This window comes from Sphingomonas sp. CARO-RG-8B-R24-01 (genome assembly GCF_022662295.1).
In the GTDB taxonomy this organism is placed as follows: Bacteria; Pseudomonadota; Alphaproteobacteria; order Sphingomonadales; family Sphingomonadaceae; genus Sphingomonas.
This window is the reverse complement of sequence record NZ_JAKNQI010000003.1, coordinates 269,828-294,204: the sequence shown is the minus strand read 5'-3', so window position 1 is coordinate 294,204 and position 24,377 is coordinate 269,828. Positions and strand designations below refer to the sequence as shown.

20 protein-coding genes are annotated in these 24,377 nt (G+C 65.9%); 12 read left to right on the top strand and 8 right to left on the bottom strand.

Translation table 11 applies throughout. The features are described 5' to 3' along the window. Nucleotides 1-22: 22 nt before the first annotated feature. Nucleotides 23-982 (bottom strand): methyltransferase domain-containing protein, encoded by a 960-nt coding sequence (locus tag L8G49_RS09225; protein ID WP_242184598.1) that lies wholly within the window; start codon nt 980-982, stop codon nt 23-25. A gap of 437 nt (nt 983-1,419) precedes the next feature. On the opposite strand from L8G49_RS09225, the gene L8G49_RS09220 reads away from it, so the two are divergent. From L8G49_RS09220 to L8G49_RS09190, 7 genes are all read left to right on the top strand, one after another. Further along, complete coding sequence (locus L8G49_RS09220; RefSeq protein WP_242184597.1) at nt 1,420-2,607, top strand: hypothetical protein; 1,188 nt, start codon at nt 1,420-1,422, stop codon at nt 2,605-2,607. Then, nucleotides 2,608-3,528 carry an NAD-dependent epimerase/dehydratase family protein gene (locus L8G49_RS09215; RefSeq protein ID WP_242184596.1) on the top strand — a complete coding sequence of 307 codons (921 nt, stop codon included), beginning with the start codon at nt 2,608-2,610 and terminating at the stop codon, nt 3,526-3,528. It abuts the gene before it with no gap. 87 nt (nt 3,529-3,615) lie between these two features. Continuing rightward, nucleotides 3,616-4,974, top strand: a complete 1,359-nt coding sequence (locus L8G49_RS09210) for a hypothetical protein (RefSeq protein ID WP_242184595.1) — start codon at nt 3,616-3,618, stop codon at nt 4,972-4,974. Next, on the top strand, nt 4,967-6,040 hold the full coding sequence (gene gmd / locus L8G49_RS09205) for a GDP-mannose 4,6-dehydratase (protein WP_242184594.1): 1,074 nt from the start codon (nt 4,967-4,969) through the stop codon (nt 6,038-6,040). The genes L8G49_RS09210 and gmd overlap by 8 nt, the downstream gene beginning before the upstream one ends. Before the next feature lie 28 nt (nt 6,041-6,068). Then, nucleotides 6,069-7,934, top strand: a complete 1,866-nt coding sequence (locus L8G49_RS09200) for an ABC transporter permease (RefSeq protein ID WP_242184593.1) — start codon at nt 6,069-6,071, stop codon at nt 7,932-7,934. Next, nucleotides 7,931-8,584: an ATP-binding cassette domain-containing protein gene (locus L8G49_RS09195; protein ID WP_242139665.1), complete on the top strand. Its 654-nt coding sequence runs from the start codon at nt 7,931-7,933 to the stop codon at nt 8,582-8,584. The genes L8G49_RS09200 and L8G49_RS09195 overlap by 4 nt, the downstream gene beginning before the upstream one ends. A 20-nt stretch (nt 8,585-8,604) precedes the next feature. Then, nucleotides 8,605-9,843: a hypothetical protein gene (locus L8G49_RS09190; RefSeq protein WP_242184592.1), complete on the top strand. Its 1,239-nt coding sequence runs from the start codon at nt 8,605-8,607 to the stop codon at nt 9,841-9,843. Nucleotides 9,844-9,877: 34 nt separating this feature from the next. Here the strand turns inward: L8G49_RS09190 and L8G49_RS09185 are convergent, their stop codons facing one another. From L8G49_RS09185 to pgi, 4 genes are all read right to left on the bottom strand, one after another. Continuing rightward, on the bottom strand, nt 9,878-10,975 hold the full coding sequence (locus tag L8G49_RS09185) for a polysaccharide biosynthesis/export family protein (protein ID WP_242184591.1): 1,098 nt from the start codon (nt 10,973-10,975) through the stop codon (nt 9,878-9,880). A 236-nt stretch (nt 10,976-11,211) separates the two neighbouring features. Continuing rightward, complete coding sequence (gene gorA / locus L8G49_RS09180) at nt 11,212-12,561, bottom strand: glutathione-disulfide reductase (RefSeq protein ID WP_242139668.1); 1,350 nt, start codon at nt 12,559-12,561, stop codon at nt 11,212-11,214. Nucleotides 12,562-12,661: 100 nt separating this feature from the next. Next, a complete protein-coding gene (locus L8G49_RS09175) occupies nt 12,662-13,036 on the bottom strand; it encodes a DUF4174 domain-containing protein (protein ID WP_242184590.1) in 375 nt (124 codons plus the stop codon). Next, complete coding sequence (gene pgi / locus L8G49_RS09170; protein WP_242184589.1) at nt 13,033-14,523, bottom strand: glucose-6-phosphate isomerase; 1,491 nt, start codon at nt 14,521-14,523, stop codon at nt 13,033-13,035. The genes L8G49_RS09175 and pgi overlap by 4 nt, the downstream gene beginning before the upstream one ends. A 110-nt stretch (nt 14,524-14,633) precedes the next feature. On the opposite strand from pgi, the gene lepB reads away from it, so the two are divergent. The 4 genes from lepB (at nt 14,634) to L8G49_RS09150 (ending at nt 18,847) form a co-directional block, all read left to right on the top strand. Then, complete coding sequence (lepB, locus tag L8G49_RS09165) at nt 14,634-15,485, top strand: signal peptidase I (RefSeq protein ID WP_242184588.1); 852 nt, start codon at nt 14,634-14,636, stop codon at nt 15,483-15,485. Continuing rightward, nucleotides 15,482-16,147 carry a ribonuclease III gene (gene rnc / locus L8G49_RS09160; protein ID WP_242139672.1) on the top strand — a complete coding sequence of 222 codons (666 nt, stop codon included), beginning with the start codon at nt 15,482-15,484 and terminating at the stop codon, nt 16,145-16,147. The genes lepB and rnc overlap by 4 nt, the downstream gene beginning before the upstream one ends. A 772-nt stretch (nt 16,148-16,919) precedes the next feature. Beyond that, nucleotides 16,920-17,921: a beta-eliminating lyase-related protein gene (locus L8G49_RS09155; RefSeq protein ID WP_242139673.1), complete on the top strand. Its 1,002-nt coding sequence runs from the start codon at nt 16,920-16,922 to the stop codon at nt 17,919-17,921. Then, complete coding sequence (locus L8G49_RS09150) at nt 17,918-18,847, top strand: EamA family transporter (RefSeq protein WP_242184587.1); 930 nt, start codon at nt 17,918-17,920, stop codon at nt 18,845-18,847. Before L8G49_RS09155 ends, L8G49_RS09150 begins: the two co-directional genes overlap by 4 nt. Here the strand turns inward: L8G49_RS09150 and L8G49_RS09145 are convergent. After that, nucleotides 18,757-19,593, bottom strand: a complete 837-nt coding sequence (locus L8G49_RS09145) for an SDR family oxidoreductase (protein WP_242184586.1) — start codon at nt 19,591-19,593, stop codon at nt 18,757-18,759. The genes L8G49_RS09150 and L8G49_RS09145 overlap by 91 nt on opposite strands. Before the next feature lie 153 nt (nt 19,594-19,746). Beyond that, the gene (locus L8G49_RS09140) at nt 19,747-21,363 is read right to left on the bottom strand and encodes a M28 family peptidase (protein WP_347272049.1); all 1,617 of its coding nucleotides are present in this window, start codon (nt 21,361-21,363) and stop codon (nt 19,747-19,749) included. 99 nt (nt 21,364-21,462) lie between these two features. On the opposite strand from L8G49_RS09140, the gene pepN reads away from it, so the two are divergent. Continuing rightward, a complete protein-coding gene (gene pepN, locus L8G49_RS09135) occupies nt 21,463-24,069 on the top strand; it encodes an aminopeptidase N (RefSeq protein ID WP_242184585.1) in 2,607 nt (868 codons plus the stop codon). A gap of 137 nt (nt 24,070-24,206) precedes the next feature. Here pepN and L8G49_RS09130 read toward each other — a convergent pair whose 3' ends face one another. Beyond that, nucleotides 24,207-24,344 (bottom strand): hypothetical protein, encoded by a 138-nt coding sequence (locus L8G49_RS09130; protein WP_242139677.1) that lies wholly within the window; start codon nt 24,342-24,344, stop codon nt 24,207-24,209. Nucleotides 24,345-24,377 lie beyond the last annotated feature (33 nt).

Here is a 24,377-nt window from a genome sequence, read left to right as displayed (position 1 = left end):
TTGACCCCAAGCACCCCCGCTCTTACTGGAACAACCGCGCAAACCAGCCTCTTCGGCGGTGTTGCTCCTGGGCTTGCGCGGCGGCCTGCATCAGGCCCTCCTGCCGGTAGGTCGACCCTGCCGCCTCGTGCACGCGATCGATCAGGAAACTCAGGTCGTGATGCATGACGCCGAGCCGATGCTCGATCCCCTCGAGATTGACCGAGCCGGTCGAATGCCCGACGCCACTGCTCTTCTTGGCGGGTGGGGTCAGCGCGGGATCCCCGGTCTTTTCCAGGACCACGAGAAACTCGACAGTGTCGTCGACCACGTCGATGACCTTCGCGCCGATCAACCCCGCGCTTTCGACTTCGCGGAACACGGACCGGAAGGATTCGGGCGTCCATACCGTGCAGTGTGCATCGATGTAGGGGCTGTCATTGTACAAGGCGACCCCCGTACTGATGATATCGCTCCTCGAATAATGCGGCTTCAGCCGAGCCACATCTTCGGGCTTAGTCCAGTCGACAATGTCTTCAGCCGTTATGGACAGCGAGTTTGACATAAAGTCGAGAACCTGACCGACCGTTGGCACGATCGGCTGCTCGATCCACCACTGCAACAGTTGCGCGAAATCGGTATCCTTCCGGTGGAAGTCGTTGTCGAACTTCCTGTTCGGCAGGAACAGCGCGACTCTTCCGCCGACCTTCAGCGCCTCAAGGATCTCATTCAGCCACCCCAATGTATTGGGAACATGTTCCATGACATGCGACGCGATAACGAAGTCGAAGCTTTCATTATCGTTCATGCACTGCTTCAGGGTCTTGCCCGGCTGCCATACGAAGTCGATCTTGGGCACCACCGCCCCGTCCAATAAGGGATTTTGCGACGCCTTCTGAACGATCGTTTCATTGTCGATACAGTCAGTATATCGAACATTGTACGCGTCCTTGCCAAGAACAGGCTGGAAGTAGGGAGAGACCTCCAGGCCATAACCTTGCATGTTAACGAGCTGCGCTAAAGACTCTAGAATAGCCGCTCCGTGCGCTACCATTCGTTGATCCCCCGTCGGTTTGGGGCGTGCTAACGCATCCGTTGGGCGATTGCACTAGGATGTTGCGGCGACGACAATACCGAAAGGAAATCCGCAACGAACGCGCATAGAGATCGTGGACGATCAACATGCCGACACAGATACGACACAGCATGAAACCCAATGGTCGCCGCTCCCGTACAGCGGGGTCTGCCCTTCTCCGACCCCGTTCGGGAAGCCGGCCGGTCCGCTCGCAGACGTCGAGTGTGCCAGGCGATGCCAGCTTCCCCCGCGACCGCCAATAGCCGCACGATCCCCGCCGAAACCGCACATAGCTATCCGTTGCAAGCCCCGCGGTTCTGACGCATAGGCTCCGCCGCAACCTTGGTGACCAAAGGGATTGAACATTGAAGGATCCCTCGCCGGATCATACGCACGAGGGTCATTTCGATACGGTGCGGGATCTATCTCGTCCGACGCGGCCGTCGTACCATGTCAGAAACTTGTCACGCCATACTACGCCGTTCAGACTGTGGTTGGCGATCGTCCTGATCCCGACCCTGCTGTTTACTGCCTACATGCTGTTGGTGCAGACGCCGTCTTATCTCTGTGAGTTCCGCGTGATCGTGCGGAACGCGCAGGAAGGCGGCAACTCCGCCTTCCCGCAGATTACCGGAATCGGCCTGCCCTCGGTCAACGCAGCCGACAGCTACGCCATCATCCAGTATCTGGAGAGTGGATCGGGCGTGAAGGATCTCGACCGCCGGCTGAACCTGCGCCAGCTGTATTCCGCGCCCAATATCGACCCGACCTCGCGCCTGTCGTCCAATGCGTCGCCAGAGGCGTTGGCCCGCTATTGGCAGAACCGGATCGACGCCTATTACGAGAACACCACCAATACGGTGGTGGTAAGGGTCCGCGCCTATGATCCAGCCACCACGCTGCGGCTGTCGCAGGCGGTGCTCGCGGCATCGGAACAGTTGATCAACACGATGACGGCGCGGTCGCGCCGCGATCTGGTGGCTTATTCGCGCAAGTCCGCGTCCGAGGCCGGTATCGCGCTGCGGCGGATCAATGCCCAGTTCCAGAGCCTGCGTAACCAGCGCGGCATGCTCGATCCACAGCTCGCCGCACGGTCGAACATGGAACAGCAGACGACGCTGCAGGGGGAGATCGTCAAGGCGCAGACCGAACTGGCGCTGCGCGAAAGCTACTCGCCCGGCTCGCCCGCTCTGCCGACATTCCGGAAACGGATCGCATCGCTGCGCGCCGCGCTCGCCGCGTTGCAGGCGCACTCGACGGGCGACCAAGGCAGCGGCGGCAACCTCTCGGGCGCGCTCAACGCGTTCCAGCAGGTGCAGGTCGAGCAGGACTTCGCCCAGAAACGCTACGAGTTGGCGATGGCATCACTGGAAAAGCAGGAAGCCCTGGCGGCACAACAGCAATTGTACCTGGACACCATTTTCGGTCCCACGCTGCCCCAGGAACCGGACTCGCCGCGCATCGCGATCGCGCTCGCCACGTTCCTGGCCTTCGCGATGTGCGCATGGATCATCGCGACCCTCGTTCTGAAATCCTACCGAGAGAGGGTTTAAGTGGCCGACATCCTGGTAACGGGGGGTAGTGGCGTGGCCGGCGCCGCGCTGGAGGCGCTGCTGGTCGCCCGGGGCGCGGATGTGCGCATCCTGCGCGGGCGGGCCGACGGCGACCTTGAGGACTGGCACGTCTGCCGCGCGGTGTTCGAGCGCGAGCGGCCCCGCTTCGTCTATCATCTGGCGGGCGCCGTGTTCGGCATCGGCGGCAACACGGCGTTCCCCGGCGATGCCTTCCGGCGCAACACGTTGCTCAATCTCCACGTGGTCGAGGCGTCGCGCCAGATCGGCGTCGAGAAGATCGTCGCAATGGGGACCGCCGCCATCTACGCCGATGGCTTGCAGCAGCCGATGCGCGAAAGCGACGCGCTCACCGGCGAGCCGCATGCCTCGGAATATGCCTATGCCTTCGCCAAGCGCGGCCTGCTCGTCCAGCTCGAAAGCTATCGGCGACAGTTCGGAACACGCTTCGCTTATGCGATCTCGACCAATCTCTACGGCCCGCATGACCGCTTCAACGTCGAGTACGGGCATGTCATCCCGTCGCTGCTGATGAAGTTCGAATGCGCCCGTCGCGACGGCGGCGTCGTCGAGATCTGGGGCGACGGATCGCCCCAGCGCGACTTCCTATATGCCGAAGACGCGGCTGCCGGGCTTGCGCTGATGATGGAGCAGGGTGACGGCAGCTACAACCTCGCGTCCGGAACGCCGTGCACCATCAGCGAACTCGTGACGGCGATTGCGGCTTTCTATCCCGACGTCGCGTATCGCTGGAATCCGGACAAGCCGCTCGGTCAATTACGACGGTCCTATGACGTCGGCCGGATAAAGGGTATCGACTTCCAGGCGGCCCATTCGATCGAGAGCGGCCTGGCGGCGACGATTGACTGGGTAAGATCAAACTTCGATGAATTGCGTGTCTGAAGAGGTCCCACTGCGGCGTCCGGCGCAAGCTACTGACGCCGACCGGCAGACATGCATCGCCGACAATAGAAATCGGAGACTTTACACATGGCACGCTTAGCCATTGTCAGTACTTATAACGAAAATTGCGGCAACGCGTCCTATACCCACGTTCTGAAAACGGGCTTTAGCGAGTTCGTCGAGGTTGACGTTTTGCCGCTCGATCTCTTCCTTCTTCAACGCAAGGGCAGCGCTTTCACGCGCGCCGGTGACGCCCATATCCGGGCGATGGCCGCGACGCTGCGAACCTATGATTACGTCAACATCCAGTTCGAAGCCGGGCTGTTCGGCCGGACCGTCGCGGACGTCCGCCGCCGGATCGGCTGGCTGATCGAAGCGGCACCAAACCTGATCCTGACGATGCATCGCGTCGATGTGGATTCGACGTCGCGGTGGCATGCCGCGTGGCTCGCCATTCGGGCGCGTTCGTTCAAGCCGTGGAAGCGCCGGGCCGGCTCCAAGCGGTACGTGGATCTCTATCGCGGGATCATTGAACAGGTCGGCCGGGAAGCGAAGCACAAGAACGCGTGGATCAAGGTCCATACCAAGCGTGAGCGTCGGATCATCACCGACATCTATCAGATGCCCCATTGCTTCGACTATCCGCTCGCCTTCCTGACCCCCGAGGAGCGTGACGCCGCCTGGGCGCAATCGGACATGGCGAGCTTTCATGAACGGAACGGCTTCGGTCCGGACGACAAGATCGTCGGCCTGTTCGGCTACATCTCCGAATATAAGGGGATCGAGACGGCCGTGCAGGCGCTGCTCGAATTGCCGCCGGAATATAAGCTGGTATTCTTCGGCAGTCACCATCCGCAGTCGATCCAGGCCCATTCGGCCGTGCATCCGTTCATCGACAAGCTCATCAAGCTGGTCGACGAGGTCGTCTCGGCCGTGGACGCGCGCGAGCGCGGCGACAGCCGGGTCAGGGCGGTCGGCAAACCGATCGAATCCCTGGACGAGGCCGGCCGCGTGATGCCCCTGCCCGCCACCGTTTCGCCGCCCCCACGCCTTTCGGCGAGGGTCCGCTTCGTCGGCAACCTGCCCGATGCCGAATTCATCGAGGCGTTGCGCCTGTCGGACGCCGTCGTCCTGCCGTATATCGAGGTCGGACAGAGCATGTCCGGCGTCATCGTGCTGGGCATGGAAGCCGGTGCCAAGCTGGTATGCGCCAACAACCATTCGTTTGCCGAAACACGCCGCTATTTCGGCGATACGTTCCTGGGCTTCGACATCGGCAACTATGTCGAACTCGCGCAGAAGGTCCAGCACGCAGCGGCGCAGCCCGAACGCTCGACGATGCGCGAGGCCCGCGACCAGGCCTATGCCCGCTACAACATCGCCGGTAGCATCAAGGCACAGCTCGACCATTTCCAGCACGTTGCAGAGAAGAATCCGCATGTCTAAGGTTGCTCTCATCACCGGTGTCACGGGGCAGGACGGCGCGTATCTCGCGCGGCTGCTGATCGACCAAGGATATGCCGTCCATGGCATCATCCGGCGGTCCTCCGCCCCGAACGTTCATCGTCTGTCCAAGCTCCTCGGCGGGGACATGGCGAACGGGCGGCTGAAGCTTCATTATGGCGACATCACGGACTTTTCGTCGATGGTCAGGATCATCGCCCAGGTTCGCCCGACCGAAATCTACAATCTCGCCGCGCAGAGCCACGTCGCGGTCAGTTTCGAAACGCCGGAATATACCGCCAATGCCGACGGCATCGGCGTCCTGCGCCTGCTGGAAGCGATCCGCACCGCCGGACTGAACGATCATGCGCGCTTCTATCAGGCATCGACGTCCGAACTGTACGGCAAGGTGCAGGAAACGCCGCAGACCGAAACCACGCCCTTCCACCCGCGCAGCCCCTATGGCGTCGCCAAGTTGTACGGGTATTGGATCACCGTGAACTACCGCGAAGCTTACGGCATGCACGCGTCCAACGGCATTCTGTTCAACCACGAAGGCCAGTTGCGCGGCGAATTGTTCGTGACGCGCAAGATCAGCAAGACCGTCGCGCAGATCAAAGCCGGTCACAAGCAAACGCTGCGGCTCGGCAATCTGGAGGCGCGACGCGACTGGGGGGACGCGCGCGATTACGTCCGGGGAATGCACCTGATCCTGCAGCAGGAGGAACCCGACGACTATGTGCTCGCGACGGGCGAGATGCACAGCGTGCGCGAATTCGTCGAGGTCGCGTTCGGGCATATCGACCGGACGATCCGTTGGGAGGGCGAAGGCGTCGACGAAGTCGGGCTGTGCGCCACCACGGGCGAGATGCTGGTGATGGTCGATCCGGAATATTTCCGGCCGGCCGAAGTCGATCTGCTGCTGGGCGACCCCACCAAGGCGCAAACCAAATTGGGCTGGAAGCACGAGCGCAACTTCGAGCAGCTCGTCACCGACATGGTGAGCGCCGACGTCGACCGGCAGCAGCGGATTTCCGACAGCCGGATGGTGCTCGAGGACTTCCTGTGAAGCACTCCGGCGGGGAGCAACGCGGCACATGCCGAGCCAGGAGCTGATCGAAGCCACCCGCCGCGCCGCGGCCGAGGAGGCGCTGGCCGCGGCACTGCGTCACATGGCGGCAGGCGAGCACCAGCAGGCGCGCGCCACCCTCGAGGCCGCGCTTGCGCAAATCGGCGAGCAGAAGGACTTGCTGGCGCAACTCGCGCTGCTGCAGGCAGCCGCTGGCGACCAGCGGGCGGCGATTGCGACCCTGCACCGCCAGTCCGCGATCGCGCCGCTGGAAGCGGAACAGCACGCGTTCCTCGGCTTCGAGTATCTCGCCGCGTATGAACCCGAGCTCGGCGAGGTGCACCTGCAGGCGGCGGTAAGCGGCGCCCCGGACAATGCCGTCTACAGGACGGCGCTGGTCCAGGCGCTGATGCAATTGGGCCAGGCACGCGCGGCGGTTGGCGCGGCGATGCCCGCGCTGCGCCACGGCGCGGTGAGCGGGCCGCTGTTGCACGCGGTGTTCGCCGCGACGATGCAGCTCGAACGCCCCCGCCTCGCCGGTCAGGTCCAGCGGCGCGTCCTGCGCCTTCATCCGGACGACCCTGCGATCCGCTTCGGCATGGCGCACGCGTTCCTCGCCAATGGGCAGGATGCGGCCGCGTTCGATCTGCTGTCCGATCTCCCCGACCACGACGATGCCGAACTATGGTTCCTGCGCAGCGTTGCGCTGGCGCAAGGGAAACGCTTCGAAGAGTCGTTCGTGGCGATCGAACGCGCGATCGCGCTTGCGCCAGCCGAGCGGGGCTATCTGCGTCATGCCGTCGCCGTGCTCGGACAGCTTGCCCGGCACAGCGATGCGGCAGCCTTTCTCGACACGTTGACGGATTCCGACCCCGACGGCGCCCCCGATGACGAAGCGTGGCTGCGCGGCGTCTTTGCGACCTATACCGCCGCCGGTCGCTATGATCGCGCGATCACGGTCGGGGCCCGGCTCGTCCAGATGGCGCCCGACGATATCGACTTCCTGTCGGTCTACGAAACGGTGATCAGCAAGCATCTCTACGCGCGGCTGATCAACAGCAAGCCGAACGGGGCACCGGCGCCGGACCGGCCGGCCCGCGCCCCGACCCAGGGTCGCATCCGTCCGGCGAGTTTCCTGCGAAGCTGCTCGGCGCTTTTCCGCCGCGAACTGAAGACGCGTTTCGGACGGTCGCGCGCCGGCTACCTCTGGGTGCTGTTCGAACCACTGGCGCATATCGGCATCATGATCTTCCTGATCGGCATGCTCAACCATGGCGGCCTGCCTCCGATGGGGCAGAGCTTCGCGGTGTTCTATTTCACCGGCATCATTCCGTATCACATCTTCACGCACACCGCGGGTCATCTGATCGGCTCGGTCCCGGAAAACCGGCCACTGCTGCAGATCCCCCGAGTCCGCATTCTCGACATCTTCGCCGCACGCGCGATCCTCGAGGCGTTGACCGAACTGATCGTCGCGACGATCTTCCTGAGCGCTTTCCTCATCGTCGGCATGGACGCGATGCCGCTCGAGCCGCTCGCGGTCGTGGGCGCGCTGCTGTTGCTGTGGGTCGCAGCGCTGGGGGTCGGCATGATCAGCGCCGCGATCGTCTCGGTCTTTCCAGGGTGGGAACGGATCTGGGGGGCGCTGGCATCGATCATCTACTTCTCGTCCGGCACCTTTTACGTCCCGCGCATGATGCCGATCTGGATCCGCGACATTCTGGTGTGGAACCCGGTCCTGCAGGGGATCGAACTCGTGCGCTTCCACTATTTCCATGAACCCGCGCCTGAATGGCTCAGCGTCGGCTATCTGGCCGGCTTTGCGATCGGCGCCGTCACGCTCGCGCTGATCCTGGAACGGGTGATGCGTCGGCGCATGCTGGACGTCGAATGATCGAACTCGACCGCGTCACCAAGATCTACCATCCGCGCGGCGGGGGCCGCAACGTCGTGCTCGACAAGGCGAACGTCGTCTTCCCGACCGGACGCAACGTCGGCGTGCTGGGCCTGAACGGGGCTGGCAAGTCGACCCTGATCCGGCTGATCTCGGGAACGGAAATGCCCGACAGCGGCGAAGTGCGGCGCGATCGGCAGGTATCCTTTCCGCTCGGCCTGGCCACGATCTTCCATCCCGACCTGTCGGGGCGCGACAATGTCGCGTTCCTTGCGGACATCTACGGCGTCGACCGCCGGTTCCTGGCCGATGCGGTCCAGGACTTTTCCGAACTGGGCCGGCAGTTCGACAACCAGACCAAGACCTATTCCTCGGGCATGTTGGCCAAGATCGCCTTCGGTGCCTGCCTAGGCATCGATTTCGATATCTACCTGATCGACGAAATCACCGAGGTCGGCGATGGAAATTTCCGGGAAAAGGCGCTCGCCGCATTCGCCGAACGGACCGCTTACGCCGACATCATCCTGGTGTCGCACAACGTCGACACGATCCGCCAGTTCACCGACATGGGCGCGGTGCTGCATGGCGGGCGAATCGAGATGTTCGAGGATGTCGAGGCTGCGATCGTGCGGTATCGTTCGCTGACGTGAACAGGGCGGCGTAGCGCGCGATGTGGAACCGGCGATCCCTGCTTGCGGCGGCGGGTGCTGGGCCCATCCTGTCCGCCACGCTGGCCACGGCGCCGGCGCGGGCGTCCGCGACGGTACCGGACGGCAGCGCAGCGATCATTCGTTCGGGCCGCTCGATCGAAGCCTTCGGCGCCCGGCCGGATGCCTCCGGCCCGGTCAACCTGCGCGCGTTGCGCGCGTGCGTGGCCGCCTGCCGGGACGATGGATCCCCCGTGCTGGTACCTGCCGGCGTGTTCCCGCTGTCGGACGATGGCCGACCGATCATCCTAGACCTGACCCGACCAGTGCGCGGCGCGCCGCATGCCGTCGCATTCGTCGGGCTGGCGGGGCCTGGCCAGTCGATCCTGCAGATCGAGGGCCGATCGGGCGGATTGCGCTTCGTCGCGGCCACCGACTGGTTCGATCCCGTCCTGGAGGGGCTTGGCTTCGTCGGCGCGCTTGCCGGCCCGCTGGTCTCGATCGGGCGTAATGATTTTGCGGATCCGGTCAACATGCTGCGAATCCGCGACGTCGCCGTCGACAATAGCTTCAACCAGGGCGCGGTCACGGCCCTGCGGCTCAACTATCTGGCACCGGGCAGCGTGGCGATCGGGCTGAAGGCCAATGCCTATGCCGACGGGCGAGGACACAATCACGGGACTGCGATCGAGTGCCGGCAGGTCGAGTGCATGACGTTTGCCGGCGGGGCCGCGTCGAATGCGGCGACGGGCTTCGCGATCCGCGACGGCGTCAATTTCGGGATTACCGTTCAGGGGTTCACGTTCGAGAACACCGACGTTGCTTTTGGCAATGACGTGCCGACGTCCGGTGCCCATGCGGTGATCGGCTGCCAGTTTTCCGAAATCCGGACCGCGGCGATCCGGAGCATCGGTTGCAACCGCGCGCAGTGGATTGAATTTACCGCCAACAACTTTGCCATGCCGACCGCCGCGATCGTCGATCCGGACGCATGCGAAGGCATTCGCATCCACGATCGGCACGGCATCGCGACGCCAGCACTGCCCCCTTCCGGGGCGATAGTGCGCAATCGCTCGGGGCAGCCGGTGCAGGTGCTGCTGTGGGGCGGGCTGGTCCGCTCCGTTCTGATCAATGGGATCCGGATGGGTTCAGCGGAGCCTGCCGCGTTGTCCCCAGGCACGGGCGTCATCCTGCAGCCCGGGGACACGATCGGGCTGGACTATGTCCGCGCACCACAGTGGCACTGGCGCAGCGCGGGCTGACCCGCGGCTGCGCCGATGCCGCCGGAGCGTCGCGTCAGTTCCCGCTGATCGTGCGGGCGGCGACGAACGGCGAGAACAACTGGTTGATGATCGCGACGAACTTCGCCGTCCGGTTAACCGCCGCCGTGCTGACGTACAGGACGTCCTTGTCATGCATCGGGAAACGCTGGGCGATGAAATAGCTCGCCGGATTGATCATATCGAGGCGATAGATCACGGGTTGCTCGGGTTGGCCGGCCGTCGGCGCCGCTTCGTACCGGAACAGGAAAACCGCACGCGGATTCGCGGTAGCGTCATTCGGCCCGCCCGCGCGCGCAACCGCTTCGGCGAGCGTCAGGTCGCTTTGATCGAACGGGATCTGCGCGACGCGGCTCGTGGCACCCAGCACGATGAACGTCTGCGGCCGGCGAATGAGCTCCACGCGATCCCCGGGGGTCAGGACGAGATCGTCGGGCGCCCCCACGCGGACCCGGTCGAGCCGCTCCTCCACCTGTTCGCTGCCGCGCGTCACGCGCACCACCATATCCTGCGTCTGCGCAACGGTCCCGCCGGCATTGGCGATGATATCGAGCAGCCGTTCGCGTTGCCCGGTGACCTCGATCCGGCCCGATCGCCGCACGTCGCCGGACACGAACACCGTCTCGCTGACATTACCGTGGATCGTGACCAGAACCTGTGGATTCTGTGATTTCGCCTTATAGGCCCGCTCGATCGCAACCGCGATTTCACTGGGCGTATGCCCCGCTACGCCGATCGTCCCGGCATAAGGGAGGCGGATCTTGCCCGCCTCGTCCACCGTCACCGTCGGAAAACGCTGAACCTGCGACGAGGGGTCGAAATCGCTGCCGACAGGGCGCGCGCCCCCGAACAGCGTAATTCCGATTTCGAACACCGCGATGTCCAGCTGATCCCCGACGCCTACGATCCCGGTGGACTGGTTCGGGCTCAAGGGTGCCAGCGTCGCGAGCCGGGCCGTCGTCATATCGCTCGACTGCACCGCCTTTGCGGCGATCGTTGAATCGATGTCGACGATCCGCATGCCGATCGCGTTGCGATTGGCCTGCGTGCCGCGCAGGACTTCATGCGCGGTTGGTCCACTGGTCGGCAGCGAGGCACAGCCGGATACCGCCAACGCCGCAACCAACGTCCCGAGACAATAAAGAGTAGCTAAAGGACCTTTTGCCGAAGGCAAGTCGCTGGCTGACATGAAACCTCTAACCGTAATTGACCGGAAATGGACCGTGCGACTATTCTCGACAGCTCGGCTATGCCCGGGCTCGTTAGCGCTTAGCGTCCAGCCACTCAAGCGACTAGGTGGCCGACGGCACGGCGACCAGCGTCGCCATGCCCCGAGATCGGCCGCCGTTGCTACCGCAGCAGCACCAGTTCCTCTGCCATCGACGGGTGCAACGCGACCGTCTGGTCGAACGCGTCCTTGGTCAGCCCGGCCTTCACCGCGACCGCCGCCGCCTGCAGGATCTCGGGTGAATCCGGCCCGATCATGTGAAGCCCGAGCACCTGGCCGGTCTCGGCATTGCACACCATCTTGTACAGCGCGCGCTCGTTACGGCCCGCGAGCACGTTCTTCATCGGGCGGAAGTCGGACATATAGACCTTGACCGAACCGAACTTGTTCTTCGCCTGCGCCTCGGTCAGCCCGACGCCCGCCATCGGGGGATGGCTGAACACCGCCGAGGGGATGTTCTCGTAATCCACCCGGTGCGGCTTGTTGCCGTACATCGTGTCGGCGAATGCCTGCCCTTCCCGGATCGCGACGGGGGTGAGCTGGACGCGGTTGGTGACGTCGCCGACCGCATAGATGCTGTCGCAGGTGGACTTGTTGTCTTCGTCGACGACGATGGCGCCCTTGTCGTCCAGTTCGACGCCGGCGCTGTCCAGCCCGAGCCCTTCGGTGTTGGGCGAACGGCCGGTCGCGAACATCACGCAATCCACGTCGATCGGCTCGTGCCCGCTCATCGACACGCGCAGGCACCCGTCCGGCTGCTTCTCGATCCCGCGGAACTCGGCGTTGAAGCGGAAATCGAGCCCCTTCATCATTGAGATCTGGAGCAGGCGATCGCGGATCGATTCATCATAGCCGCGCAGGATCACGTCGGTGCGGTTGATGAGCGTGACCTTCGCGCCGAATTCGTTGAAGATGCCGGCGAATTCGTTGGCGATATAGCCTGCGCCCGCGATCAGGATGCGCTTGGGCACCGCGTCGAGATGGAACGCCTCGTTCGAGGTGATGCCGAGCTCGTGCCCGGGGCACTCCGGCACGATCGGTGTCGCGCCGACCGCGATCAGGATCTTGCCCGCGGTGACCTCGCGCCCGTCGCCGAGCTTGACCGAATGCGGGCCGGTGACGGTCGCGCGGTCGAGGATGATCTCGACGCCGTTGTTGGTCAGCGTGTCGGTATAGGCCGAATTGATCCGGTCGACTTCCTCCAGCACATTGTCCCGCAGCCGGACCCAGTCGAACCCCAGGTTCTCGGGCACGTCCCAGCCGAAGCGGCGCGCGTCCTTCAGATCCTCGGCGAAATGCGCGCCATAGACGAGCAGCTTCTTGGGCACGCAGCCACGGATGACGCAGGTGCCTCCAACGCGATATTCCTCGGCCACCGCAACCTTCGCGCCATGCGCTGCCGCGACACGCGACGCGCGGGTGCCGCCGGAGCCTGCACCGATGACGAAAAGGTCGTAGTCATACTCAGCCATGTCTTGTCCTTCCGGGGCCGCCAAACACGCGGCCTGTAAATCTCTGTCAGTCACCGCCCCCACCGTTCGTTTCCAGCGGATTGGGCAGTATCGCGTATCGCTAGCGTTGCCCCGCGCGCCGCATCGGCATCGCGTCGATCGTCGCGACCAGCGTCGCGGCGTCGATCGGCTCCGAACGGCGCAGCGCGGCGTGGCCGTCCTTGCCGACCAGCACCACGCCGAACGCGGCCCGGGGCAACCGCCACCGCGCGCGCAGCGACGTGGCGGAGTCCGCCGCGCCTTTGACCGTATCCCCGGCAAGCTCGACGACCGTGACGTCGCGGGCGTCGAGTTCCCTGGACATCCCCGCGAGCGCGGCCTGCTGCGCGACCCTGCGCGCATCCGCCGCACCGGGCGCGGCGACGATCAGCACCCGTCGTTGGTGGCGCATGTCCGCCACCGTCATCGAAGCCATCATCGCCGCGAGCACGATCATCCGAACGCGCGTTTGATCAGGTCGGTGGTCGACACGTCGAATTCCTGCCCGCCCGCATCCGCCGCCTTGGCCATTTCCTTGCCGAGCTCGACGCCGAACTGGTCGAACGGGTTGATCCCGATCAGCGTCGCATTCACGAACACGCGCTGTTCGTAGAAGGCGATCAGTGCACCGAGCGTGCGCGCGTCGAGATCGTCGAGCAGGATCGTCGACGACGGACGGTCGCCCGAATAGCTGCGCGCGGCATCGTCGTTCGGGCGGCCCTTCATCAGCGCGGCGCCTTGCGCGAACGCATTGAGCAGCAGCTGGCGATGGTGATCCTCGGCGAGCGTGTCGCCCGGCTCGATCACCGCGACGAACTCGACCGGGACCAGATGCGTGCCCTGGTGGAGCAGCTGGAACACTGCATGTTGCGCATCGGTGCCGACCCCGCCCCAGGTGATCGGCGCGGACGGGCCGTTGAGCTTCTCGCCATCAACGGTCACGCCCTTGCCGTTCGATTCCATCTCGAGCTGCTGGAGATAGGACGGAAGCAGCCGCAACCGCTCGTCATAGGCGAAGGTCGCGCGCGTCTCGGCGTGGCGGTTGTGGGTGTAATAAAGGTCGGCGAACGCCGCGAGCACCGGCGCATTGTGCGCGAGCGAGGTCTGGCGGAAATGCCGGTCCATCTCGCCGGCACCGTCGAGCATCTCGGCAAAACAGTCCCAGCCGAGCGCGAGCGCGGCGGGGAAGCCGATCGACGACCACAGGGAATAGCGCCCGCCGACGCTCTCCGCGAACGGCAGCACGCGGGTTTCGTCGACGCCCCATTCGACCGCCTTGTCGGGGTCCGCGGTCAGCGCGATGACCTTGCCATAGACGTCGTCGACGCCGCCCTCGCCCATCCACTGCAACACCGACTCGGCGTTGAGCATGGTTTCCTTGGTGGTGAAGGTCTTCGACGCGACGACCAGCAGCGTCGCGGTCGGGTCGAACTTCGCGAACGCTTCCTCAAGCGCGCAGCCATCGACGTTGGAGACGATCGCCACGTCGTAGCGTCCCGATTCGCGTCCCAGGGCATCGACCAGCAGGTTCGGCCCGAGCGCCGAGCCCCCGATGCCGACGTGGAGCACATGGCGGATGTCGCCGAGCGCGCCGCCCTCGATCGCATCGATCAGTGCGCGCATCCGGGCGTGGAGCACACGGGCTGCGGCGACATCGTCTTCCGCGCCTTCACCACGCTCGGCGACATGCGTCGCGGCACGGCCCTCGGTGGTGTTGACGATCTCGCCCGCGAACAGCGCCTCGCGCTTGCCGCTGAGATCCTGTGCCTTGGCGAGTGCCTCGAACGCGGCAACCGCCTGTTCGGTCAGGTGTGTCTTGGAGAAATCGAAGTGCAGCCCGGCGACGTCGACGCTGAAGCGCGCCAGCCGCTCGGCATCCTCCGCGAACAGGGTTTCAAGCCGGGGGCTGGGAAGCCCCTCGATCGCGGTCCAGTCGGCTGCCATGAGTACCTCGTTGCGTTTGGGTGGTCGAATCCCGGTGTAGATCGCCCTAGCGTCACCCAGTTACAACCGCCAGCTTGACGACACGCTCCGTCCCCCGCAAACCGCGCCGCATGGCCGACACCGAACCCTCCCCCGCCCCGATCGGCAAAGCGCGCGTCCGCGCGGCCAAACCGGCGAAGTCCGAGACGCGCGAGACGCTGAGCTTCTTCCTGAAGCTGGCGATCGTCGTGTTCGTGTTCCGCAGCTTCATCTTCGCGCCGTTCAGCATCCCGTCGCAGTCGATGCTGCCCCGGCTTTACGTCGGCGATTACCTGTTCGTGTCGAAGTGGAATTACGGCTATTCGCGCTGGTCGCTGCCGTGGGGCGTGCCGCTGATCCCCGGCCGGATCCTCGGGCGTGATCCGGCGCGCGGGGACGTCGTCGTGTTCCGTGGGCCTCCGGGCGAGGACCATGACGTGATCAAGCGCGTCATCGGCCTGCCCGGCGACACCGTCCAGATGCGCGGCGGCCAGGTGTTCCTCAACGACAAGGCCATCCCCAAGGTGCGGATGCCCGATTTCACCATACCGCTGTCGCCCAATTATCCCGGCGGGACCGAATGCCCTGCCGAGTTCGAGGATGCGGACGCATCGGGCACGCCGATCTGCCGCTATCACCAGTTCCAGGAGACGCTTCCCAACGGCAAGACCTATGCCGTGCTCGATCGCGGCGAGATGCCGAGCGCGGACGATACCGCCGTGTACAAGGTGCCCGCGGGCAACGTCTTCGTGATGGGCGACAATCGCGACGACAGCGGCGACAGCCGGTTCGACCCGCCACAGGGCATGGGGTTCGTGCCGATGGAACGGATCGAGGGCAAGGCGGTCGTGTCGTTCTTCTCGACCGATGGCTCGGCGAGCTGGCTGCTGCCATGGACCTGGTTCAGCGCGGCGCGCTGGTCGCGGATCGGGGAAGGTTTTTGAGCGTAGCACTACAGGACTGGGTCGCCGCCGCGTTCGGGCATCGTCCGCTCGACCTCGCACCGTTCGAACGCGCGCTGACGCACGGCAGCCAGGCGGCGGCGAATTACGAGCGGCTCGAGTTCCTGGGCGACCGCGTGCTCGGGCTGGTGATGGCCGAATGGCTGTTCGAGCTGTTCCCGAAAGAGCCCGAAGGTGCTTTGTCGAAGCGGTTGAACGCGCTGGTGACGGGCGCGATCTGCGCCGACGTCGCGCGCTCGATCGGCGTGGTGCCGTATCTCAAGCTCGGCAAGCAGGCGCGCGACGATGGCGCGTCGGATAGCGACAATGTGCTGGGCGACGTGATGGAGGCGCTGATCGGCGCGGTCTATCTCGAGGCCGGGCTCGAGGGCGCGCGCCATGCGGTCCGCACCTGCTGGGACGACCGCGCGAGCCGGCAGCTGGCCGCACCGCAGCATCCGAAATCGGGGCTCCAGGAATGGGCCGCGGCGAACAACCGCAAGGCGCCGATCTATGAAGTGATGGAGCGGTCGGGCCCGCATCACGCGCCACGCTTCCGCGTGAAGGTCGCGCTCGGCGGGTTTGCCGAGGCGGAGGCGGAGGGCAGTTCGAAGCAGGAAGCGGAGACCGCGGCAGCGACCGCGTTGCTGGAGAAGCTGCGCTAATTCCATACTCTATCCCCCCCGGCGAAGGCCGGGGCCCAATCGAGGTCCAGAAGATTGCTGGCGACTGCGCGCAGTTACCTCGACCATCACTGTTGGGCCCCGGCCTTCGCCGGGGAGGCGCATTGAGGTCAGTGGAGCACGCTCCGACGTAAGCACAGATGCTATCGGCGAAGCTGCGCTAATTCCATCAGTCGGCACAGTTGCGCTTCCCCGGCGAAGGCCGGGGCCCAGTCGAGGAACAGAGGATTGCTGGCGACTGCGCGCAGTGACCTCGACCATCCCTCTTGGGCCCCGGCCTTCGCCGGGGAGGCGCGTTTAGAGCTGCGGAGCACGCTACGACGTAAGCACAGATGCCATTGGCGAAGCTGCGCTAATTCCATCAGTCGACACAGTTGCGCTTCCCCGGCGAAGGCCGGGGCCCAGTCGAGGAACAGAGGATTGCTGGCGGATGCGCGCCGTTACCTCGACCATCTCTCTTGGGCCCCGGCCTTCGCCGGGGAGGCGCGTTTAGAGCAGTGGAGCACGCTCCGACGTAAGCACAGATGCCATTGGCGAAGCTGCGCTAATTCCATCAGTCGACACAGTCGCGCTTCCCCGGCGAAGGCCGGGGCCCAGTCGAGGAACAGAGGATTGCTGGCGACCGCGCGCCGTTACCTCGGCCATCACTCCTGGGCCCCGGCCTCCGCCGGGGAAGCGGATGCAAGGAAGGAAGCGCCCCCACCCCTCCTCCCTTCGGTTGACGCCCCCGCGACCGCGCGCGTAGGCACACCTCATGCGCTTCTTCTCCGATAACGCCGCTCCGGTGCACCCCGCCCTGTTTGCCGCCATGGCCGACGCGAACACCCTCGACACCGCTTATGACGGCGACCGCTGGAGCAAGCAGCTCGACGCGCGCTTCTCCGAAGTGTTCGAGACGCAGGTCCGCGCGCTCTGGGTGCCCTCGGGCACCGCCGCAAATTGCCTCGCGCTCGCCGCGATGTGCCCGCCGCACGGGAGCATCATCTGCCACCGCGACGCGCATATCCAGAACGACGAATGCGGCGCGCCCGAATTCTACACCCATGGCGCGAAGCTGTTCCTCGCCGAGGGTGACGGCGCGAAGCTCACCTCCGAGACGATCTCCGCCGTCCTCGACGCGACGCGCTACGACGTCCACCAGACCCAGCCGCACGCGATCTCGATCACCAACGCGACCGAATATGGCCGCGTCTATTCGCCTGCCGACGTCGCCGCGATCGGCGACCTCGCCAAGTCGCGCAAGCTCGGGCTCCACATGGACGGCGCGCGCTTCGCCAATGCGATCGCTTCGTCGAACTGCTCGCTCGCCGACATGACCTGGCGCGCGGGCGTTACCGCGTTGAGCTTCGGGTTCATCAAGAACGGCGGGATGAACGCCGAGGCCTTAGTGTTCTTCGACACCGATCTCGCCGACGCGACGCTGTACCGCCGCAAGCGCGCGGGCATGTTGCTGTGCAAGGGCCGCTATCTCGCCGCGCAGTTGCTCGCGATGCTCGAGGGCAATCTGTGGCTCGACCTCGCGCGCAACGCCAATGCGGGCGCGGCGCTGCTCGCCCAAGCTGCGGGCAACCGACTGATCCACCCGACCGAGGCGAACGAGGTGTTCATCCGCGTGACCATGGAGGAAGCCGCGAAGCTGCGCGGCCTCGGCTTCGATTTCTACGACTGGGGCCCGGGCGAAGCGCGGCTCGTGATCTCCTGGGATCAGGACCCCAAGGACATCCAGCCGCTCGCCGACGCGATCGCCGCGCTTTGAGTTCCGCGCCCCCCGGCGCCTGGCCACCGCGATCGAGCCAGCTCGCGATCCTGATCCCGTTCGGGATCGTGACGCTGATCTGGGGATCGACCTGGCTCGTCATCCGCGGCCAGCTCGGTGTCGTTCCCGCGAGCTGGTCGGTGACCTACCGCTTCCTGATCGCCGGCGTCGTGATGGCGGGCTATGCGCTTGCACGGCGGGAGCGACTGCGGCTCGATGCGCGGGGGTGGCGGTTTGCGATCCTGCTCGGCCTCGCGCAATTCTGCCTCAACTTCAACTTCGTCTACCGCGCGGAGATGCACATCACGTCAGGCCTGGTGGCAGTGGTGTTCGCGCTGATGCTGCTCCCCAATGCGGTGTTCGGGCGAATCTTCCTCGGGCAGAAACTGGGGCGGCAACTGGTCGTCGGGATGGGCGTCGCGATGGCGGGCGTGGCCCTTCTGTTCCTGCGCGAGATGCGGGTCGATCCGCACGGGCCTACGCAAGTGCTGATCGGGATCGGCTTTACCGTCCTCGCGATCTTCTCCGCCTCCACCGCCAACGTGATGCAAGGCACGCAGACCGCGCGGGGGTATCCGATGATCCCGATGCTCGCTGTGGCGATGTTCCTGGGCGCGCTATTCGACGGGACGTTCGCCTGGATCACGACCGGGCCGCCGGTGTTCGAGGCGACGCTCGCCTATGTCGCGGCGACGCTCTACCTCGGCGTATTTGCCTCCGCGATCGCCTTTCCGCTCTATTTCGGCGTGCTCCGCGTGATCGGCCCGGCGAAGGCGGCCTATTCGGGCGTTATGGTGCCGGTGATCGCGATGTGCCTGTCGACGCTGTTCGAGGGTTATCGCTGGTCGGCGCTGGCAGCGGCGGGCGCGGCGCTGGTCGTCGGCGGGCTGGTCATCGCGCTCAAGGCGCGCAGACCCTCGCGATAGTCCGGGTAGCGCGGGGTCCAGTACAGCACGCGCCTGGCCTTGCCGTTCGCGACCCGGCGGTTCTCGGCGTAGAAGCCCTGCGCCATCGCCGACAGCGTCTCGAGCGCGACGAACGGCGGCGGGGCCATCCCGAGCAGCCGCGCGGCGAAGTCGACCACGTCGTTCTGGCTCGCGGGCAGGTCGTCGGCGAGGTTGTACGCGCCCGGCGGGCCGTTCATCCCCGCGATCACGCCCGAGACGATGTCGTCGACATGGCAGCGGCTGAACACCTGCCCCGGAGCCTCGATCCGGTGCGCCGCACCGCTCGCGACCCGGTCGAGCGGGGAACGGCCGGGGCCGTAGATCCCCGGCAGCCGAAAGACATGCGCGCCCGCCGCGAGCCACGCTGAATCCGCCTCCGCGCGAGCACTACGACGGCCGGTACCGGTCGGGGTGGTTTCATCGACCCACGCGCCGTTGGCGTCGCCATAGACGCCGGTCGAGGACAGATAGCCGCGCCATCCGCCGAGCCGGGCAAGGTCGGCGCCATAGGCCGCGAGGACGGGGTCGGATTCGTTCGCCGGGGGGACCGAGGACAGGACGTGCGTGGCCACTGCGATCTCGCGCCGCACCGCGTCCATGTCGTCGAAGCTGATCGTCCCCGCGCGCCCGTCACGGCTGGTGCCGACGACGCGCCAGCCGTCCTGGCGCAACCGGTCCGCGAGATGCTGGGCGGTGTAGCCGAGGCCGAAAATCAACAGGCGCATGATAGTCCTTGCCCTTATTCTAACCTCACCCTTCCCCGGCGCAGGCCGGGGCCCAGGAGCGAAACGTTTCGTCATCGCGCGAAGTTTCCAGTTACAGAAACCAGCGCTACTGGGCCCCGGCCTTCGCCGGGGAAGTGAAGAAGATGTGTCCCCTCACTTCGCGCCATATCCCCCATAGAGCAGCCCGAAGAAATCCCCCTTGTTCCACCGCGGCCGCGCGTCGCCATCGGCGATCTCGCGCGCGATCGCGTAATTTGCATTCACGAAGCGGATCCCCTGCGCCCAGTCGATCGGCTGCGCCAGATCGTCCGAGACCTGGTGATAGCGGTGCGCGAAGAAGTCGGCGGTCGCGGCCTTGCCCGGTCCCTTCTGCCCCGGCCACAGGAACACCGACGGCACCCCCTGCTGGACGAAGCGATAATGGTCGGACCGCACGAAGATGCCCTGCGCGGGATCGGGATCGGGCGACATCGTCACCCCCAGCGTCCCGACCGCCTTCGCCACGATCGGCCCGAGTGTCGAACGATCCGCGCCGAACACGGTCATGTCCTCGAACGGATAGGACAGGATCGGCATGTCGAGATTGACGTCCGCGACGATGCTGCGGATCGGCACGGTCGGGTGGCGCGCGAAATAATCCGAGCCGACCAGCCCTTTTTCCTCCGCGGTGACCGCCAGGAACAGGATCGAACGGCGCGGCGGCTTGCCCGACGCCTTGAAGCGTTTCGCTTCCTCGATCAGCGCGGCGATCCCGACGGCGTTATCCTCCGCGCCATTGTAAATCAGGTCGCCCGTCCCCTCCGCCTTGACGCCCAGATGGTCGAGATGCGCCGACAGCACCACGACCTCCTGGCCGAGCGCCGGATCGCGCCCACGGATCATCCCCGCGACGTTGGCACTGCTCGCCGATTCGAATGCGGTACGAATCGCCACCGCGAGGTTGGCGGCAAGCGGTTCGGCGGTGAAGCGCGCCTCGGCGTTCGCGGACCGGTCGAGGATCGTCTTCCACGCCGTCCGCGCGCCCGTGAACAGCTTGGCCGCGCCGCTCGCGCTCAGCGTGGCGAGTTGCGGCGCGCCCGGCATGTCGCCGGTGCCGTCGCGAAGCGCCCAGGTCGTGCGCGCGCGGTCCCAGCCGCCGCCGCCGGGGGGCAGGACGCCGCGCGTCAGCAGGATCGTGCCGACTGCCCCGTGCGCCGCGGCGATCACCGCCTTGGTCGCGGGACTCTGGAAATGCGCGCGTTCCTCGCTCTGGAAGCTTTCGGGCGCGCCGCCGAAGAAAGCGACGATCTTGCCGCGCACGTCGACGCCCGCATAATCGTCGCGCTTGTAGCGCGGTGCGACGATCCCCTGCCCGACGAACACGACCCGCGCATCCAGCGTGGTGCGCGCCGCCCCGGCGATCGCGCCCGGGGTAAAGTCGTCCCCGAACATCAGCGGTTGCGGCCCCGCCCCCGGGCGCGTCAGCACGACATCGCCGTGGTCGGCGGGACGATAACTGACGAGCGGCACGGTCTGCAGATAGCCACCGTCGTCACCCGCAGGCGCGAGCCCCGCCGCGAAGAACTGCGCCGCGACATATTGCGCGGCGATCGCATATTCGGGACTCGCCGCGTCCCGCCCGCGCAGCGCGTCCGAGGCGAGGAACAGGACATGCGCCTTCATCTGCGCCTGATCGTCGGGCAGGGCGGCGGCCAGCGGTACGCGCGGCGTCTCGGCGCGAACGGCAGGCGCCAGTGTCGCGAGCACGATAAGGAGGAAGCTACGCATCATCCCGCCGGGGGTAGCAGTCGCGCGAGGCGAGGCAAGCCGGTTGCGCACGCCACGCGATTTCGGTGGCACGTCCGCCACGTGCCCCTTACATCTCGGACAATGCTCGACATCCAGACCAGCCTCGCCCAGCCCCATGTCACCCGTCGCGCGGATTATGCCGCGCCTGACTGGCAGGTCCCGGAAATCGCGCTGGATTTCGATCTCGATCCGGCGCGGACCCGCGTCCGCGCGACGCTGCACGTGCTGCGCAGCGACGCGCATCACCGCCCGCTCCGTCTCGATGGCGACGGGCTGACCCTCCTTTCGGTCAAGGTCGACGACGTCCCGGTCAACGACTGGGTGATCGAGGACGGCACCCTGGTGCTGATGCTGACCGGCTCCGCGCATACCGTCGAGACCGAAGTCGAGATCGCGCCCGATCGCAACACCCAGCTGATGGGGCTCTACGCCTCGGGCGGCAATCTCTGCACCCAGTGCGAGGCGGAGGGCTTCCGCCGCATCACCTTCTTCCCCGATCGCCCCGACGTGCTGAGCCGCTACAGCGTGCGGATGACCGCGGACAAGGCGCGCTATCCGGTGCTGCTCGCGAACGGTGATCCGGTTGCGCAGGGCGACGCGGGCGACGGGCGGCATTGGGCGGAGTGGAACGATCCCTTCCCCAAGCCGTGCTATCTGTTCGCGCTGGTGGCGGGCGACCTCGCGGTCAATCGCGGGACGTTCGTCACCAGCTCGGGCCGGACGGTCGAGCTCGGCATCTGGGTCCGCGCGGGCGATCTGGAGCGCACGCACCACGCGCTCGACGCGCTCAAGACCTCGATGGCGTGGGACGAGCGGGTCTATGGCCGCGAATATGACCTCGACGTGTTCAACATCGTCGCGGTCGACGATTTCAACTTCGGCGCAATGGAGAACAAGGGGCTCAACATCTTCAACAGCCGCTACATTCTGGCGGACCCCGACACTGCGACCGATTACGATTACGACGCGATCGCCGCGGTCGTCGCGCACGAATATTTCCACAACTGGTCGGGCAACCGCGTCACCTGCCGCGACTGGTTCCAGCTTTCGCTGAAGGAAGGCTTCACGGTCTACCGCGACCAGACCTTCTCCGCCGACCAGGGTTCCGCCGCGGTCAAGCGGATCGAGGACGTGCGGGGCCTGCGCGCCGCGCAATTCCCCGAGGATGCAGGACCGCTCGCGCACCCGATCCGGCCTGACGCCTATCAGGAAATCTCGAACTTCTACACGGCCACCATCTACAACAAGGGTGCCGAGATCATCCGGATGCTGGCCACGATCCTCGGCCCGGACCGCTTCCGCGCTGGCACCGATCTGTATTTTGACCGGTTCGATGGGACGGCGGCGACGTGCGAGGATTTCGTCGCGAGCCTCGAGGAAGCGAGCGGCGTCGACCTCAAGCAATTTCGCCGCTGGTACGGCCAGGCGGGGACGCCACGCGTCACCGCGTCGCTGACGCACCATCTGGGGTCGGCGCGCGCGGAACTGGTGCTGACGCAACGCACCCCGCCGACCCCGGGGCAGCCGGACAAGCTCCCGGTCGTCCTGCCGCTCAAGATCAAGCTGTTCGGCGCCGAGACCGGCCATGCGCTGACCGACGAGCAGACAATCCTGCTGACCGACGCCGAGCAGACGATCGTGTTCGAGACCGTCACCGAGCGGCCCGTCCTGTCGATCAACCGCGGCTTCTCCGCGCCTGCGATCATCGCGACCGACCGGACCGCGGAGGATCTCGCCTTCCTCGGCGCGCATGACGACGATCCGTTCGCGCGCTACGAGGCGTTGCAGCAGCTGATGCTCGACACGCTCGTCCAGGGTGCGTCGCAGGGCCGCACGGATCATGCCGCCGTCGTTGCCGCGATCAGGGGTACGCTCGCCGATGCCACGCTCGACTCGGCGTTCATCGCGGAAGCCGTGCTGCTCCCTTCGGAGAGTTTCATCGGCGACCAGCTTGCGATCGTCGACCCCGAGGCGATCTTCCGCGCGCGTGAGTCGCTCCGGCGCGACATCGGGCGGGCGCTCGAGAGCGAATGGCGGTCGGCTTATGACCGCGCCCGGGCGAACACGACCGGCGGCTATGTCTACTCACCCGACGCCAAGGGCCAGCGCCGGCTCAAGGCGGTCGCGCTGGGTTATATCGCGGCATCGGGCGCGTCGGACGCGGGCGACCTCGCGTTCGCGCAGTTCGAGGCGGCGGACAACATGACCGACCGGCAGAGCGCGCTGACCACATTGGTCGGGGGCGAGGCCCCGCAGCGCGAGCCAGCGCTCGACATCTTCTACAATCGCTACAGCGACAATGCGCTGGTGCTCGACAAGTGGTTTTCGGTGCAGGCGATGGCGCCGCGCGACGATACTGGCGCAGCGGTCGAGGCGCTGTCGCGGCATCGCGACTTCACTTTGTCCAACCCGAACCGCGCGCGCGCGCTGATCGGGGCGTTCGGGGTGAACCAGCGTGCGTTCAATGCGGCGTCGGGGGCGGGGTATCGCTTCCTGGCGGACCAGTTGATCGCGCTCGACAAGCTCAACCCACAGACCGCGGCCAAGCTGATCCCGCCGCTCGGGCGCTGGCGGCGGTTCGATCCGGCGCGGGCGGGGTTGATGCGCGCCGAGCTCGAGCGGATCGTCGCCACGCCGGGGCTGTCGAAGGACATGTTCGAGCAGGCGTCGAAGAGTCTGGAGGGGTAAGGGAGATCACTGGCCGGTAATTGCTTCCCCGGCGAAGGCCGGGGCCCAGTAGCGCGCCGGATCGTGGAAGCCGCTGCGCGCTGTTACTGCTGCCATCACGACTGGGCCCCGGCCTTCGCCGGGGAAGCAGTTCGTCGTTAACGCGTCGCCGCAACCTCGGTCCGCGTAGCGGCGTGCGCGCCCTCGACCGGGTGCAACGTGACGAGCGCGACCGCGCCCAGCGCGAAGCCGCCAACGAACTGCCAGATGAAATCGGACTTCAGGATGCTGCGCATCGTCTTACCTCTTCGTCGCCGGCAGAAACGCCA